The organism is Citrobacter sp. Cb028 (assembly GCF_030336705.1).
GTDB lineage: Bacteria > Pseudomonadota > Gammaproteobacteria > Enterobacterales > Enterobacteriaceae > Citrobacter > Citrobacter braakii.
This window is the reverse complement of record NZ_JAOWCZ010000036.1, coordinates 163,623-180,881: the sequence shown is the minus strand read 5'-3', so window position 1 is coordinate 180,881 and position 17,259 is coordinate 163,623. Positions and strand designations below refer to the sequence as shown.

General features: G+C 52.3%; 13 protein-coding genes. 10 read left to right on the top strand and 3 right to left on the bottom strand.

Going from position 1 to position 17,259, the window contains the following annotated elements; all coding sequences use genetic code 11:
- Positions 1-503: 503 nt before the first annotated feature.
- The 6 genes from dppA (at position 504) to OGV75_RS22875 (ending at position 7,579) form a co-directional block, all read left to right on the top strand.
- On the top strand, positions 504-2,111 hold the full coding sequence (dppA, locus tag OGV75_RS22900; RefSeq protein WP_016154904.1) for a dipeptide ABC transporter periplasmic-binding protein DppA: 1,608 nt from the start codon (positions 504-506) through the stop codon (positions 2,109-2,111).
- 161 nt (positions 2,112-2,272) lie between these two features.
- Complete coding sequence (gene dppB / locus OGV75_RS22895) at positions 2,273-3,292, top strand: dipeptide ABC transporter permease DppB (protein ID WP_016154903.1); 1,020 nt, start codon at positions 2,273-2,275, stop codon at positions 3,290-3,292.
- Between the two features lie 9 nt (positions 3,293-3,301).
- Positions 3,302-4,204: a dipeptide ABC transporter permease DppC gene (gene dppC, locus OGV75_RS22890; protein WP_016154902.1), complete on the top strand. Its 903-nt coding sequence runs from the start codon at positions 3,302-3,304 to the stop codon at positions 4,202-4,204.
- Between the two features lie 10 nt (positions 4,205-4,214).
- A complete protein-coding gene (gene dppD, locus OGV75_RS22885; RefSeq protein ID WP_019078085.1) occupies positions 4,215-5,198 on the top strand; it encodes a dipeptide ABC transporter ATP-binding protein in 984 nt (327 codons plus the stop codon).
- Positions 5,195-6,199, top strand: coding sequence for a dipeptide ABC transporter ATP-binding subunit DppF (dppF, locus tag OGV75_RS22880; RefSeq protein ID WP_003827418.1), 1,005 nt, complete (start codon positions 5,195-5,197; stop codon positions 6,197-6,199). The genes dppD and dppF overlap by 4 nt, the downstream gene beginning before the upstream one ends.
- Positions 6,200-6,376: 177 nt before the next feature.
- A complete protein-coding gene (locus OGV75_RS22875) occupies positions 6,377-7,579 on the top strand; it encodes a sigma-54 interaction domain-containing protein (protein WP_016157713.1) in 1,203 nt (400 codons plus the stop codon).
- Between the two features lie 33 nt (positions 7,580-7,612).
- Here OGV75_RS22875 and OGV75_RS22870 read toward each other — a convergent pair whose 3' ends face one another.
- A complete protein-coding gene (locus tag OGV75_RS22870; RefSeq protein WP_019078087.1) occupies positions 7,613-8,911 on the bottom strand; it encodes an SLC5/6 family protein in 1,299 nt (432 codons plus the stop codon).
- A gap of 117 nt (positions 8,912-9,028) precedes the next feature.
- Positions 9,029-10,225, bottom strand: coding sequence for a methionine gamma-lyase (gene megL / locus OGV75_RS22865; protein WP_003023295.1), 1,197 nt, complete (start codon positions 10,223-10,225; stop codon positions 9,029-9,031).
- Between the two features lie 425 nt (positions 10,226-10,650).
- Between megL and OGV75_RS22860 the strand changes: the two genes are divergently transcribed.
- The 4 genes from OGV75_RS22860 (at position 10,651) to OGV75_RS22845 (ending at position 16,151) form a co-directional block, all read left to right on the top strand.
- On the top strand, positions 10,651-10,758 hold the full coding sequence (locus OGV75_RS22860) for a type I toxin-antitoxin system toxin Ldr family protein (RefSeq protein ID WP_016154898.1): 108 nt from the start codon (positions 10,651-10,653) through the stop codon (positions 10,756-10,758).
- Positions 10,759-10,984: 226 nt separating this feature from the next.
- Positions 10,985-12,991: a biofilm formation regulator HmsP gene (hmsP, locus tag OGV75_RS22855; protein WP_032931922.1), complete on the top strand. Its 2,007-nt coding sequence runs from the start codon at positions 10,985-10,987 to the stop codon at positions 12,989-12,991.
- A 157-nt stretch (positions 12,992-13,148) separates the two neighbouring features.
- Complete coding sequence (dctA, locus tag OGV75_RS22850) at positions 13,149-14,435, top strand: C4-dicarboxylate transporter DctC (protein ID WP_003023301.1); 1,287 nt, start codon at positions 13,149-13,151, stop codon at positions 14,433-14,435.
- A gap of 222 nt (positions 14,436-14,657) precedes the next feature.
- Positions 14,658-16,151, top strand: a complete 1,494-nt coding sequence (locus OGV75_RS22845; RefSeq protein WP_047358202.1) for a M16 family metallopeptidase — start codon at positions 14,658-14,660, stop codon at positions 16,149-16,151.
- A 64-nt stretch (positions 16,152-16,215) separates the two neighbouring features.
- Here the strand turns inward: OGV75_RS22845 and kdgK are convergent, their stop codons facing one another.
- Positions 16,216-17,145, bottom strand: a complete 930-nt coding sequence (kdgK, locus tag OGV75_RS22840; protein ID WP_286481299.1) for a 2-dehydro-3-deoxygluconokinase — start codon at positions 17,143-17,145, stop codon at positions 16,216-16,218.
- Between the last annotated feature and the right edge of the window lie 114 nt (positions 17,146-17,259).

The following is a 17,259-nucleotide window of genomic DNA, read 5'->3' as shown; positions in this document are numbered from 1 at the left end:
ACATATTCCATTGCCTTTTTTTATATTTGCTTGAAACTTTTTTTGCGCTACTTATGGCTGAACCTGGCATTTTCCGCTGTGCGCTTTAGCGTTCATGGCATTAATCGCTCAGATATGCAGCATTAATTTAGAAAGTTTTAATAATTTGCATAAATGTTAATCACCAAATGTTGCGAAATATGAAGATGTTTATTCTGGCATAGTGCGCGTAGCACAAATTTCCCTGCTGAAAATGTCCTTCTGCACTTTTTTTAATCTTTGTTTGCGAATTCTCACCGTTGGTGTAAATCACGGTTACCTGTATTGACGTTTTCACATTCTGTTGACAGATTGTAGGGCATGAGGGGCATTTCATGGAGAATCCGCACTGCAACTCAGTCGCTTATGTGAACGGAATCCCTATCCTCTTAACGCCGACCCGGCCGGGTAAAAACAAAAAAGGCCAGGCGGTGCAAACCCACTGCAAAGGGTAAAACAACAAACATCACATTTGGAGCAGAAGAATGAGTATTTCCTTGAAGAAGTCAGGGATGCTGAAGCTTGGTCTGAGCCTGGTGGCTATGACCTGCGCCGCAAGCGTACAGGCTAAAACTCTGGTTTATTGTTCAGAAGGATCTCCTGAAGGCTTTAACCCACAGCTTTTCACCTCTGGCACGACCTATGATGCCAGCTCCGTGCCGATCTATAACCGCCTGGTCGAGTTCAAAACCGGTACAACTGAAGTGATCCCGGGCCTTGCTGAGAAGTGGGAAATCAGCGAAGACGGTAAAACCTATACCTTCCACCTGCGCCAGGGCGTGAAGTGGCAGGACAACAAAGATTTCAAACCGACGCGCGATTTAAACGCCGATGACGTGGTGTTCTCTTTCGATCGTCAGAAAAATGCCCAGAACCCGTACCACAAAGTCTCTGGCGGTAGCTATGAATACTTCGAAGGGATGGGTCTGCCAGATCTGATCTCCGAAGTGAAAAAAGTGGACGATAAAACCGTTCAGTTCGTGCTGACTCGCCCGGAAGCGCCTTTCCTGGCTGACCTGGCGATGGACTTCGCTTCTATTCTTTCCAAAGAATATGCAGACAACATGCTGAAAGCCGGCTCCCCGGAGAAAGTGGATCTGAACCCAATTGGGACCGGTCCGTTCCAGCTGCAGCAGTACCAGAAAGACTCCCGTATTCTGTATAAAGCATTCGAAGGTTACTGGGGTACCAAGCCACAGATTGACCGTCTGGTCTTCTCCATTACGCCTGACGCTTCCGTGCGTTACGCCAAACTGCAGAAGAACGAGTGCCAGGTGATGCCGTACCCGAACCCGGCAGATATCGCGCGCATGAAGCAGGATAAAAACATTAACCTGATGGAGCAGGCCGGTCTGAACGTTGGTTACCTTTCTTTCAACACCGAGAAGAAACCGTTTGATGACGTGAAAGTCCGTCAGGCGCTGACCTACGCGGTGAACAAAGAAGCCATCATTAAAGCGGTATATCAGGGCGCTGGCGTTGCCGCGAAAAACCTGATCCCACCGACCATGTGGGGCTATAACGACGACGTTAAAGACTACACCTACGATCCTGAAAAGGCTAAAGCGCTGCTGAAGGAAGCGGGTCAGGATAAAGGCTTCACCGTTGAGCTTTGGGCCATGCCGGTACAGCGTCCTTACAACCCGAACGCCCGCCGTATGGCGGAAATGGTTCAGGCTGACTGGGCGAAAATTGGCGTTCAGGCCAAGATTGTGACCTACGAGTGGGGCGAATATCTGAAACGCGCCAAAGCGGGTGAGCATCAGGCGGTGATGATGGGTTGGACCGGTGACAACGGGGATCCGGACAACTTCTTCGCCACCCTGTTCAGCTGTGCGGCAGCGAAAGACGGTTCCAACTACTCTCGCTGGTGCTACAAGCCGTTTGAAGATCTAATCCAGCCGGCGCGTGCGACCGACGATCACAACAAACGTATTGAACTGTACAAGCAAGCTCAGGTTGTTATGCACGATCAGGCCCCGGCTCTGATTGTTGCTCACTCCACCGTGTATGAACCAGTGCGTAAAGAAGTGAAAGGCTATGTGGTTGATCCATTAGGCAAACATCACTTCGAAAACGTCTCTGTCGAATAATTAAAAGCAAGCCAGGCAGCGCTACGGACCGTTAAGTCGGGTCACCGTAGCGCCACCTGACAGTAATGCTTTATCTCCCTCTCGCTGGAGGGGGAGATAAGATTTGTGAGCAATACAGATTCACGGTTCCAGGCCGTGCGTCATTAGAGAGAATCCGGGTTATGTTGCAGTTCATTCTCCGACGTTTGGGACTCGTCATCCCCACGTTTATCGGTATCACTCTTCTCACCTTTGCTTTCGTTCATATGATCCCCGGCGATCCGGTAATGATCATGGCGGGTGAGCGTGGAATTTCCCCTGAGCGTCATGCTCAACTGTTGGCTGAACTCGGTCTGGATAAACCGATGTGGCAGCAGTACCTCCATTACATCTGGGGGGTTATGCATGGTGATTTAGGTATCTCGCTGAAAAGCCGATTACCGGTGTGGGAAGAGTTCGTTCCTCGCTTTAAAGCAACGCTGGAACTTGGCGTCTGCGCGATGATTTTCGCCGTTGCGGTGGGTATTCCGGTGGGTGTACTTGCTGCCGTTAAGCGCGGCTCCATTTTCGATCACACTGCCGTTGGCCTGGCGCTGACGGGTTATTCCATGCCGATTTTCTGGTGGGGCATGATGCTGATCATGCTGGTTTCCGTGCAGTGGAACCTGACGCCGGTTTCCGGTCGGGTGAGCGACATGGTGTTCCTTGATGATTCCAATCCCCTGACCGGTTTTATGCTGATTGACACCGCCATTTGGGGTGAAGAGGGCAACTTTATCGATGCGCTGGCGCATATGATCCTGCCGGCAATGGTGCTTGGTACCATTCCTCTGGCGGTAATTGTGCGTATGACTCGTTCATCGATGCTGGAAGTACTGGGTGAAGATTACATTCGTACCGCACGCGCCAAAGGCCTGACCCGTATGCGCGTCATCATCATTCACGCTCTGCGTAACGCGATGCTGCCCGTTGTGACCGTTATCGGCCTGCAGGTCGGTACGTTATTGGCTGGGGCGATCCTGACCGAGACTATTTTCTCGTGGCCGGGACTGGGACGCTGGTTGATCGATGCGCTACAACGCCGTGATTATCCAGTGGTACAGGGCGGGGTACTGCTGGTCGCGACGATGATTATCCTCGTCAACCTGCTGGTAGACCTGCTGTACGGCGTGGTGAACCCGCGTATTCGGCATAGGAAGTAAGGGGCCATCATGTCACAGGTTACTGAAAATAAAGTTATTGCTGCACCGGTGCCCATGACCCCGCTGCAGGAGTTCTGGCACTATTTTAAACGCAACAAAGGTGCGGTTGTTGGGCTGGTGTACGTTGTCGTGATGATCCTGATTGCGGTCTTTGCCAACGTCCTCGCGCCGTACAACCCGGCAGAGCAGTTCCGCGATACGCTGCTGGCTCCTCCTGCGTGGCAGGAAGGCGGTACCATGGCGCATCTGTTTGGTACTGATGATGTGGGCCGCGATGTGCTGTCCCGCCTGATGTACGGTGCGCGTTTGTCTCTGTTGGTCGGCTGTCTGGTGGTGGTGCTCTCCCTGCTGATGGGCGTGATTCTCGGGCTGATTGCCGGTTACTTTGGCGGGATTGTCGATAACGTCATCATGCGTGTGGTCGATATCATGCTGGCACTGCCGAGCCTGTTACTGGCGCTGGTGCTGGTGGCGGTATTTGGGCCCTCGATTGGCAATGCCGCGCTGGCGCTGACGTTCGTGGCATTGCCGCACTATGTGCGTCTGACGCGCGCCGCCGTCCTGGTGGAGGTTAACCGCGACTACGTTACCGCATCCCGCGTGGCCGGAGCCGGTGCGATGCGCCAGATGTTCGTCAATATTCTTCCTAACTGTCTTGCGCCGCTGATTGTTCAGGCGTCGCTTGGCTTCTCTAACGCCATTCTCGATATGGCTGCCCTCGGCTTCCTGGGGATGGGCGCACAGCCGCCTACGCCGGAATGGGGCACCATGCTCTCTGACGTGTTGCAATTTGCCCAAAGCGCCTGGTGGGTCGTGACCTTCCCGGGGCTGGCAATCCTGCTGACGGTGCTGGCATTTAACCTGATGGGTGACGGTCTGCGTGACGCGCTCGATCCCAAACTGAAGCAGTAAGAGGTTCGAGATGGCGTTATTAAATGTAGATAAATTATCGGTGCACTTCGGCGATGTGGGGTCCGAATTCCGTGCCGTAGACCGCATTAGTTACAGCGTGAACCAGGGTGAAGTGGTTGGCATTGTAGGGGAATCCGGTTCTGGTAAGTCCGTCAGCTCGCTGGCGATCATGGGACTGATTGACTACCCAGGCCGCGTTATGGCCGAAAATCTGGAGTTTAATGGTCGTGACCTGAAGCGCATCTCTGAGAAAGAGCGTCGCCAGTTAGTGGGCGCGGAAGTGGCGATGATCTTCCAGGACCCGATGACCAGCCTTAACCCGTGCTACACCGTCGGCTACCAGATTATGGAAGCCATTAAGGTGCACCAGGGCGGCAACAAAAAAACGCGTATTCAGCGGGCGATTGACCTGCTGACGCTAGTGGGGATCCCCGATCCGGCCTCGCGTCTGGATGTCTATCCGCACCAGTTGTCTGGTGGGATGAGCCAGCGCGTGATGATCGCGATGGCGATTGCCTGTCGTCCAAAGCTGTTGATTGCCGACGAACCGACAACGGCGCTGGATGTGACCATTCAGGCGCAGATCATCGAGCTACTGCTGGAATTGCAGCAAAAAGAGAACATGGCGCTGGTCTTAATCACGCACGACCTGGCGCTGGTGGCCGAAGCGGCGCACAAGATCATTGTGATGTACGCCGGGCAGGTAGTGGAAACCGGGGCCGCGCAGGATATTTTCCGCGCGCCGCGTCATCCGTATACCCAGGCGTTGCTGCGCGCGTTGCCGGAGTTCGCTCAGGATAAAGCGCGTTTGGCTTCGTTGCCGGGCGTGGTGCCTGGTAAATATGACCGCCCGACCGGTTGTTTACTGAACCCGCGCTGCCCCTATGCGACTGACAAATGCCGCGCTGAAGAACCTGAACTGAACCTGCTGGAAGGCGGTCGTCAGTCGAAATGCCACTACCCACTTGATGATGCCGGGAGGCCTGGGCTATGAGTACGCAAAAGGCCGCTTTGCCACAGCCGCTGTTGCAGGCAATTGACCTGAAAAAACACTACCCGGTGAAGAAGGGGATGTTCGCCCCGGAACGCCTGGTGAAAGCGCTGGACGGCGTCTCCTTTACCCTGGAACGCGGCAAAACCCTGGCGGTGGTAGGCGAGTCGGGCTGTGGGAAATCCACCCTTGGTCGCCTGCTGACGATGATTGAAGTCCCGACCGGCGGCGAGCTGTATTACCAGGGGCAGGATCTGCTTAAGCATGACCCGCAGGCGCAGAAGCTGCGCCGGCAGAAAATCCAGATTGTGTTCCAGAATCCTTACGGTTCCCTGAACCCGCGCAAGAAAGTAGGGCAGATTCTGGAAGAACCGCTGCTGATCAACTCCACGCTAAGCAAAGAGGAGCGTCGTGAAAAAGCGCTGGCGATGATGGCGAAAGTGGGGCTGAAAACCGAGCACTACGACCGCTATCCGCATATGTTCTCCGGCGGTCAGCGTCAGCGTATTGCCATCGCTCGCGGGCTGATGCTTGATCCAGACGTGGTGATTGCCGACGAACCGGTCTCGGCGTTGGACGTTTCTGTTCGTGCGCAGGTGCTGAACCTGATGATGGACTTGCAGCAGGAACTGGGGCTGTCATACGTCTTTATCTCGCATGACCTGTCGGTGGTAGAGCACATTGCCGATGAGGTGATGGTGATGTATTTAGGCCGCTGCGTGGAAAAAGGAACGAAGGATCAGATCTTCAATAATCCGCGTCATCCGTATACGCAGGCGCTGCTCTCCGCGACGCCACGCCTGAACCCGGACGATCGCCGCGAGCGTATCAAGCTGACCGGTGAGCTGCCAAGCCCGCTGAATCCACCGCCGGGCTGTGCGTTCAATGCCCGCTGCCGTCGGCGTTTTGGTCCGTGTACCCAGCTTCAGCCGCAGCTGAAGGATTACGGTGGACAACTCGTGGCCTGTTTCGCTGTAGACCAGGATGAAAATCCACAGCAATAAACGTGGGTTATGACCTGATAACCGGAGCCTTGTGCTCCGGTTTTTTTTATATTTTGTTTTTACGTCCACAATGTGAGTCCTCTGGCAGAACATTATTCCACAGCGTCTAAAATGTAGTCAGATTTCCTCTCGTCACAGAAATATCTATTTCGCAGTTGCTAACTGTCAGGAGCAAATGTGGTCACGATACGCTGGGATATTAAAACAATTGATCGTCTGTCGATGGTTGAGGATGTCCTGAAGGAATTTTCCTGCTGCGATATCAATATCATCTCTATGAAAGTCACGCCTGGACGGATCCTGATTAAATCCTGGTGCCGTCAGTTACAGGATATTTCCTGCGTGCAATCCTGTTTAGGCCGGCGCGCCGATATTATTAACGTCGCTTACCTGTGTGAAGAGATAAGCGAACTGTCAACGCCTGAGCCGGAACGCCCGCGCTATTTCTCTGACATTATTTGTAGCAGCCAGAGCATGCACTCGCTTATCGAAAAGGCGATAAAAATTGCCGACAGCAAATATACCGTTTTGATCCGCGGCGATACGGGTACTGGCAAAGAACTGCTTGCCCGGGCTATCCATAATTCCGGGCAGCGACGTTTTTATCCGTTTATTCCTGTCAACTGCTCTGCGCTACCTGAGTCGTTGATGGAGAGTGAATTCTTTGGCTATGAGAAAGGAGCTTTTAGCGGTGCAGATTGTAAAGGCAAAAAAGGGCTGTTTGAAATGGCCGATAAAGGCACCCTTTTTCTCGATGAATTTGGTGAAATGTCGCTGAGCTTACAGGCTAAATTACTGCGCGTACTTCAGGATGGCGGGATCCGTCGCGTTGGCGGGGCGCAAATTATTCCGGTCAATGTGCGCATTATTGTGGCAACCAACGCCAATCTGGAAGAGATGGTGGAACAACGTCTGCTGCGCGCCGATCTCTATTACCGCATCAATGTACTTTCACTGACCATTCCGCCCCTGCGGGAGCGCCCGCAGGATATCAGCCTATTGATTCGCCACTTTGTGCAGAAATACGCGAAGGAATTCCAACGACGGATCATTCTGGATAAAGCCTGCTTTGATACCCTGCATCATCACACCTGGCCGGGAAACGTTCGCGAACTGGAAAATACCATCATTCGCCTGATGCTGATGGCGGAATCCGATGTCATTACGCGGGAAGAATTAGGGATGGTGAATTTGCCTGCCGTTGAGCTGACGCCGACAGAGCGTCCTTTTAAAGAACAGGTTTTGTGTGCTGAACGCCAGCTTATTGAACAGATGGTGGAAGAGAATGTGTCGTCGCGGCATATCGCTAAAGCGCTGGGGGTGTCACATACCACGGTACTGAATAAAATTCGCAGCTATCAACTGGAGAGTGTGAGTTAAGCGCCGTCAGTGACTGACGGCGCTGTAAACGGATTATTCAATCAGCTTCAATAATGGCGACAGGCACAGCAGGATCCCGTACAACAGGATTAGCCAGGTTTTCAGCCCGCGTAGTTTTTCCAGTTGCGTTACTTTATAAATCAGGAAAAACGGAATAATACACGACACAATCCCGTAAAGTGGGCTACCCAACTGGAAGAACACCAGTACCGATACACGAAATGACACCCAGATTACCAGGGTGATAACAATAAAGGTGCAAATACCCAGCGTAAGCACCAGGGGATTAATTTTCTCCACATCAATAACGCGGCTCAGAACATTAAGAATAATACCCTTAATCGCCTCGTGGAACCCCAGATAAATACCAAAGAATGCGGTTAATACGGCGAAGATATTTAGCACCGTTGAGGTGATATGAATAATTTGCCCAGGAATGACTTGCGCTGCCAGCGCCAGTGCGGAAATATTTTGTTCGAAGGCCGAAACGGCCTCTTCATGACTAATAGAAAAGGTAAAAGAGAATGAGAAAAACAGAATGACCGCAATCAGCGTAATGTAACTGATGCGATGTGTGCGTATTGCCATGCGGGTGGCCAGAACCCGGTCCGCTACCCGCTTGCGGTAGGCGATGTTCATTGGGTTCAATACCTGAATAAACACCGCCGAGAAGAAGCAGAATGGGATGGTCAGCAGCACGTCGCGAAAGAAGACCGATGCTTCAGGGAATGCGCTGATATTAGAGAAGTTCCAGTGCGGAACCATCGCAAAACCAAACACGATGATGATCCCCACTTTGACTACCACCATCGGGCCGGAGATTTTAAACAGCAGCTTTTCTCCCCCGGAAGCAATGGCCACCAGCACGGCAAAAATGGCCACTTTATAGATTATCGATTGTGAAAGATCGGCATCGGTTAAGCCGAAGGTTTTGATATATGAGGCACTGTCAAAAACCACGGATAAGGAATAGATAAATATGCCGTGAATAATCATCAAAAAATAGATGACGCCAAGAAATACACCCCAGTTTTTTCCCAGGTAATGACTGATAATATCGGTATAGTCATTACAAGTTTCACTTTCTGATAATGTTTTTAAATAAATATCCTGCACAATATAGGTTGCTGGATAGGCAATAATAAAGGCGACGATAAATACCCAAATGCCTGTTAAGCCTATTTGTACCGGCATCAGTACCGTTCCGGCACCAATTGCCATACCGATACACAGTAATACCCAGCCAAAGTCGTATTTCGTAAACGGTATTTTCTTTGAGAATGGTACGGTGGTTGCTGTATTGTTGCTTAGTTGTAATGTGTCGTCCTGCATAGAACCCCCTGCCCAAAATACGCGCTCTCCCCGAAACAGGATTGCGCGTATTACCAGACTGTTGTGCCTTGATTCTCAACAACCTGAACCGATCGGCGTCGGTTCAGGTCATAATGGTCAGAATGTTGCCTTTCTGATGGCGTGTTCAAGGTCGTTAATAATATCTTCTGGATCTTCAAGACCCACAGAAAGACGGATAAGCCCGTCGGTAATACCTGCTTTAAGCCGTTCCTCTGGCGCAACGGGCGAATGTGTCATAGACGCTGGGTGCTGAATGAGGGTTTCGGTATCACCGAGACTGACCGCGAGGAGGCACAATTCTACAGAATTGATCATCCGTCTGCCAGCCTCGAGGCCGCCGGCGATTTCGAAGCTGATAATTCCTCCTGGCAGGCTCATCTGTCGCTGGCCCAGCTCATACTGCGGGTGTGAAGATAAGCCAGGATAATAAACGCGGGTAATGGATGGATGCCCCTCGAGGAAGCGGGCGATTTTCAATGCGTTTTCACAGTGGCGTTCCATACGTATACCCAGTGTTTTAACGCCGCGTAGAGTCAGCCACGCATTGAAAGGACTCATGCAGCCGCCGGTGATATCTTTCAGACCAACAAACCGCGCCTGGTCAATAAACTCCTGCTTACCAACAATGATCCCGCCAATCACGTCTCCGTGACCGTTGATATATTTAGTGACGCTGTGTACCACAATATCCGCGCCTAACTGTAAAGGCTGCTGGCAGTACGGTGACATAAAGGTGTTATCCACCACCAGCAATGCGCCTTGTTGATGGGCGATACCGGCTACCGTTTCAATGTCGACCAGCGACAGCGTCGGGTTAGCGGGCGTTTCGATATACACTACTTTGGTTTCCGGGCGCATGGCGGCGCGGATTTCTTCAGGCTTTGCCGCATCGACGAAGCTGACGTTAATCCCAAACTTCGGCATGCTGTGCGACAAAAACGCGTGGGTGCAGCCGTAAATCGCGCTGGCGGAAACGATATGGTCGCCCTGCTGGCACAACGTCAGCAGCGTGGTGGTGATGGCAGAAATACCGGATGCGGTTGCCAGCCCGGCTTCACCTCTTTCCAGTACCGCCAGCTTTTTCTCCAGCGCATCGGTGGTGGGGTTACCCAAACGGGTGTAAATGTACCCGGACTCCTCGAGCGCAAAGCGGGCGGCACCTTGTTCGGCGCTGTCAAAAACAAACGTTGAAGTCTGGAAAATAGGCGTACTGAGCGCGCCAGTAGAAGGGTCGGGTTGTTGCCCCGCGTGAACGATCTGGGTGTTGAATCCGTAAGTACGACAGTCAGACATGATATCTCCTTTGATTCGGAACAGAACAGCTCACAGTCAAATAGCAATCGCTGTGCCAGAAAATGAAAGTATAGATATCAATGAGATATGTCTTTTTCTGTATTGAGGAGCGGCAGGAATGTTGCCAACTGGCAAGAATCTTTCCAGCGTAATGGTGAGAAAACAGGTGAAATGCGAGGCGCTACGCAGAGCCGTATATTGCGCAGTGATATGGCAAGTAGGCTACCGTAGAATCAGCGGCAAGCCGGGAATTCCCGGTGAGGCGCAATGTTGCGGGGGCTTGATCCCCGGCGGCATCGGTTGCTGGAAAGAGAAAACCCCCGCACGTTGTTAGGTATAAACCTGGCAACAAGACGGGGGCTAACTTGACTCCAGACAAGTTAAGAATAGCCGCGAACAGTTGCCATTGCAACACAGGCGGCTATATGACGCTCGCACAGTTAGGCGTGGCCTTCTGGCACGATTTAGCGGCTCCGATCATCGCTGGCATTATTGCCAGCCTGATTGTGAGCTGGCTGCGTAACAGGAAGTAATGCATCTTGCGGGCGTCTGTCTGCCGTGATGGCAACATGCGCCCGAACCAGGCCGCAGGGGGGAACCTTGCGGCCTTTTTCGGCTTAAATGCAGATAAATCTCGTCGCCAGGTGCCTATCCTGTCGGGATAATGCATGCTGGGAAGTTTTCAGATACCGCCTCTCTTAATACCGCTACGATCGGGTATACTCTGACGGCAGTTTCGTCTATCCGTGGAGAGTCAGTTTGCGTGTCAGTCGCTCGTTAACAATTAAGCAGATGGCAATGGTTGCGGCTGTTGTCATGGTGTTTGTATTTATTTTTTGTACCGTTTTGTTGTTCCATCTGGTCCAGCAGAATCGCTACAACACGGCTACGCAACTGGAAAGTATCGCTCGCTCCGTCCGTGAGCCTCTGTCGGGCACGATCCTGAAAGGGGATATTCCCGAAGCAGAAGCTATTTTAAGAAGTATTCGACCAGCAGGCGTGGTCAGCCGCGCCGATGTGGTGCTTCCCAATCAGTTTCAGGCACTGCGGATGAGCTTTATTCCTGAACGCCCGGTTCCGGTTACTGTGACTCGCCTGTTTGAACTTCCGGTACAAATTTCGCTGCCGGTCTATTCTCTTGAGCGTTCAGCGAATCCGCAACCGCTGGCGTATCTGGTGCTGCAGGCAGATTCGTACCGTATGTACAAGTTCGTGATGAGTACGCTCTCCACGTTAGTGACCATTTACTTACTTCTCTCGTTAATACTCACGGTAGCCATCTCATGGTGTATTAACAGATTGATTTTGCATCCATTACGTAAAATAGCGCGTGAGCTGAACGACATTCCCCAGCAGGATCTGATTGGCTATCAGCTGGCATTGCCGCGTCTGCATCAGGACGACGAGATTGGCCTGCTGGTGCGTAGCTACAACCTCAATCAGCAACTGATTCAGCGCCGCAGTGAAGAGCAAAGCGACCATTCAATGCGGTTCCCGGTTTCTGAGCTGCCCAACAAGTCGTTTCTGATGGCGCTGCTGGAGCAGGTTGTGAACCGCCAGCAGACAACGGCGTTGATGATTGTCACCTGCGAAACCCTGCGTGATACCGCGGGTGTGTTATCCGAGACCCAGCGGGAAATCCTGCTGCTTACGCTGGTTGAAAAGCTGAAGTCAGTATTGGCCCCCAGAATGGTGCTTACCCAGGTGAGCGGCTATGACTTTGCCATCATCGCACATGGTGTGAAAGAACCCTGGCACGCTATTACGCTAGGTCAGCAAGTGCTCACTATCGTTAACGAGCGATTACCGATTCAGGGCATTCAACTCCGTCCAACATGCAACATTGGGGTGGCGATGTTTAATGGCGATTTGACCGCAGAACAGCTTTACCACCGCGCACTCTCAGCCGTGTTAACGTCGCGTCACAAGGGTAAAAACCGGATTCAGTTCTTTGACCCGTTGCAGATGGAAGAGGCGCAACAGCGTTTGACGGAAGAGAACGATATTCTTACCGCGCTGGATAACCATCAGTTTGCGCTCTGGATGCAGCCGCAGGTGGAGATGTCCAGCGGTAAAGTATTGAGCGCAGAAGCATTATTGCGAATGCAGCAGCCAGACGGAAGCTGGGAGTTGCCAGAAGGGTTAATCGACAGGATTGAGTCCTGTGGCCTGATGGTGACGGTCGGTTACTGGGTGCTGGAGGAGACATGCCGCCAGCTGTCAGCCTGGCAGGAACGCGGCCTGATGCTGCCGCTCTCGGTGAACCTGTCTGCGCTGCAGCTGATGCACCCGAGTATGGTGTCGGATCTGCTGGAGTTGCTAAACCGCTATCGCATCAAGCCTGGGACGTTGATTCTGGAAGTGACCGAAAGCCGGCACATTGATGATCCTAATGCCGCTGTGGCTATTTTACGCCCGCTGCGCAACGCGGGCGTGCGTATCGCGCTGGACGATTTTGGTATGGGGTATGCGGGCCTGCGGCAGCTGCAGCACATGAAGTCGCTCCCGGTGGATGTACTCAAAATCGATAAGATGTTTGTCGATGGCGTCCCTGAAGATTGCAGCATGATCTCCGCCATCATCCAGTTAGCACATAGCCTCAATTTGCAGATGATCGCTGAGGGCGTCGAAACCGAAGCGCAACGCGAATGGTTATCACAAGCGGGGGTAGAAGTGGCACAAGGGTTCCTGTTTGCCCGGCCGGTTCCGGCGAATATCTTCGAAGAACGTTATCTGACGCCGAAAAACGCTGATTACAAAAGTTAAAAAAGGTCTCGCTTGTGCGAGCCAGCTCAAAATTTTTAACATTTCTGTATCAATTATGATCCAGGCGCATTTCTGTCATGTTGTGTGGGTGTTACTTTAAGGCCGCAGGTTAAACAAAACCTTACAAGACCTGTGGTTTTTACTTTAAGGACACCCTATGAAAACCTCTATATTCAAAAGCCTTTACTTTCAGGTCCTGACAGCAATTGCCATAGGTATCCTCCTTGGCCATTACTACCCTGAATTAGGCGCCCAAATGAAGCCACTTGGTGATGCTTTCGTGAAGCTCATCAAAATGGTCATCGCACCTGTCATCTTCTGTACTGTCGTAACCGGCATTGCAGGCATGGAAAGTATGAAAGCCGTAGGCCGCACCGGTGCGGTTGCACTGCTTTATTTTGAAATTGTCAGTACGATTGCGCTGATCATCGGCCTTATCATCGTCAACGTGGTGCAACCCGGTGCCGGTATGAACGTCGATCCGGCGACGCTGGATGCCAAAGCGGTTGCGATTTACGCCGAACAGGCAAAAGACCAGGGGATCGTAGGCTTCCTGATGGATATTATCCCGGGTAGCGTCATTGGCGCGTTCGCCAGTGGCAACATCCTGCAGGTATTGCTGTTTGCGGTTATGTTTGGTTTTGCGCTGCATCGTTTGGGTAGCAAAGGCCAGATGATTTTCAACGTGATTGAAAGCTTCTCGCAGGTTATTTTTGGCATCATCAACATGATCATGCGCCTTGCGCCGATCGGTGCTTTCGGTGCCATGGCCTTTACCATCGGTAAATATGGCGTCGGGACGCTGGTGCAGTTGGGTCAGTTGATCATCTGTTTCTACATTACCTGTATTCTGTTTGTGGTTGTGGTGTTGGGCTCGATTGCGCGCGCAACCGGCTTCAGCATTTTCAAATTCATCCGCTATATCCGTGAAGAACTGCTGATCGTTCTGGGCACCTCTTCTTCCGAGTCCGCGCTGCCGCGTATGCTCGATAAGATGGAAAAACTGGGCTGTCGCAAGTCGGTTGTCGGGTTGGTTATACCCACGGGCTACTCGTTTAACCTTGATGGGACATCAATCTATCTGACGATGGCGGCGGTGTTTATCGCTCAGGCCACCAACAGCCATATGGATATCTTCCATCAGATAACCCTGCTGGTGGTGCTCCTGCTCTCTTCAAAAGGTGCTGCGGGTGTGACCGGGAGTGGCTTCATTGTTCTGGCCGCGACTATCTCCGCTGTGGGCCATTTACCGGTTGCTGGTCTGGCGCTGATTCTCGGTATTGACCGCTTTATGTCTGAAGCCCGTGCGCTGACTAACCTGGTCGGTAACGGTGTGGCAACTGTTGTAGTAGCGAAATGGGTGAAAGAACTGGACCATAAAAAGCTGGATGATGTGCTGAATAATCGTGCGCCGGATGGCAAAACGCACGAAATATCCTCTTAATCTCTCCACTTATGCCCGTAGTCCCTTCCAGGACTGCGGGCGTTTGCGCATAATTAACCCCTGTGCCTGAAACCGCCGATTCGGCGGCGTCGGGATTTTTTCACTTCCTCCGTGACATTTTTATGTTCTTGCGGTCTAACACGAAGTGTTTTTAACGTCATATTCAGAGAGTCCTCTCGCGGGCTGTCTTTTTATTTCCAGGATAGTTGATCAGGGGTTCACATGCAGGGCACAAAAATTCGACTTTTAGCGGGCGGCTTGCTGATGATGGCCACTGCCGGCTATGTGCAGGCAGATGCGCTCCAGCCTGACCCGGCGTGGCAACAGGGCACGCTGGCAAATGGGTTACAGTGGCAAGTTTTAGCCACTCCCCAGCGCCCCAGCGACCGTATTGAGGTTCGCCTGCTGGTCAATACCGGTTCACTCACCGAAAGTACACAACAGAGTGGTTTCAGCCATGCGATCCCGCGTATCGCGCTGACGCAAAGCGGTGGCCTCGATGCTACGCAAGCCCGTTCTCTGTGGCAGCAGGGGTTCGATCCCAGTCGTCCCATGCCGCCCGTTATCGTTTCCTATGATTCCACGCTGTATAACCTCAGTCTGCCTAACAGCCGCAACGATCTGCTGAAAGAGTCACTTTCTTATCTGGCGAATATTTCCGGTAATCTGAGCATCACCCCTGAGTCGGTCAATCATGCGCTGAGTAGCGAAGATATGGTTGCAACCTGGCCGTCAGATACCAAAGAGGGATGGTGGCGCTATCGTCTGAAGGGATCGACGCTGCTGGGTCACGATCCTGCCGATCCGCTGAAAACGCCTGTTGATGCGACGAAAATCCAGTCCTTCTACCAGAAATGGTATACCCCGGATGCGATGACGCTGATTATCGTCGGTAACGTAGATGCGCGCAGCGTGGCTGATCAAATCAATAAAACCTTTGGCGAATTAAAAGGTAAACGTGAAACGCCTGCGCCGGTACCCACGCTCTCTCCGCTGCGTGCAGAGGCCGTAAGCATAATGACCGATGCGGTACGTCAGGATCGCCTGTCTATTATGTGGGATACGCCGTGGCAGCCGATCCGTGAATCTGCCGCGCTGTTACGTTACTGGCGCGCTGATTTAGCCCGTGAAGCGTTGTTCTGGCACATTCAGCAGGAGCTCACCAAAAACAATGCCAAAGACATTGGCCTTGGCTTTGACTGTCGGGTGCTGTTCCTGCGCGCGCAATGTGCCATTAACGTTGAATCACCGAACGGTAAGCTGAACGCGAACCTCAGCACGGTTGCGCGTGAGCTGGCCAAAGTGCGCGATAAGGGGCTGCCGGAAGAAGAGTTTAATGCGCTGGTGGCGCAAAAGAATCTGGAACTGCAGAAGCTGTTTGCCACCTATGGTCGCACCGATACCGATATTTTGATCAGCCAGCGTTTGCGCTCGCTGCAAAACCAGGTCGTAGATATTGCGCCTGAACAGTATCAGCGTTTACGTCAGAGCTTCCTGAACAACCTGAGTGTTGAGATGCTGAATCAGGACCTGCGTCAGCAACTGTCGCAAGATATGGCGTTAATTCTGTTGCAGCCGAAGGGTGAGCCTGAATTCAATATGAAGGATCTGCAGGCGACGTGGGATAGCATTATGGCGCCGGTTACCGCCGCGGCAACGTCGGTAGAAACGGATGAATCACATTCTGAAGTGACGGACATCCCGCCGGTGCAATAAGGGAATCGTGACCTGCAGGCCGGACGCGACGTTAACGTCTAATCCGGCCTGCCAGAACGCCAGATTATTGCGGCATGGCGTCGCGAGGAATAATCGCCCCGCGATGCTGAATAACGGTGCTTGCCGTCAGGTGCCCACGTTTTGCGGCATCAGCGGCATCGCCACCGGTCAGACGTACCGCCAGATACCCGGCGCTGAAGGAGTCTCCCGCAGCGGTCGTATCGATAACCTTCTCTTTCGGTAGTTTTACGGCCGGAACGTCGATGAGTTCTTCGCCTGCGATGGAAACCAGGCAAGAGTCTGCACCGCGTTTCACAACCACTTCCTGTACGCCAGCCGCGTGAGTACGGGCAATCACCTCGGCAACCGGTTTTTCACCCCACAGCGCGTCTTCATCATCCAGCGTCAGAAACGCGATATCGGTGCATTCCAGCATTTGCTGATACACCTGCTGGGTCTCTTCTTTACTGCTCCACAGACGTGGGCGGTAGTTATTGTCAAAAATGACCTTTCCACCGTTGGCGCGGCATTCTTGCAGCAGCGACAGCAGCTTGTCACGACTTGCCGGGCTTAAAATAGCCAGGCTGATTCCGCTCAGATACAGATAGTTAAATGTCGCCAGTTCTTCGCAAATAGCGGCGGACTGTTCGCTCTCAAGCCAGAATTTAGCAGCGGCTTCATTACGCCAGTAATAGAAGGTGCGCTCGCCGGTGCTATCGGTTTCAATGTAATAAAGGCCCGGCAGACGGTTTTCCATGCGTTGGGTTAATGAGGTATCCACATTTTCGCTCTGCCAGGATTCCAGCATTTGTTGGCTAAAACTGTCGGTACCCAGCGCAGTCACATAGTGTACGGAAAGTGCCGCAGCATCGACCTGACGGGCGATATAAACGGATGTATTCAACGTGTCGCCACCGAATCCGCGCTGAACGTCAGCGCCTTTCTGTGACAGTTCAATCATGCATTCGCCAATCACGGCAATCTTTCTGGACATAGTCGTAACCTGCTCTGAAAAAAATTAGCGTTAGTGTGCGCTGTGGGTGTTAAGTGGTCAACTATATTAAAACATCGTTCCATTATTTTTTTGAGCCAGCACGTGTTCTGCGTC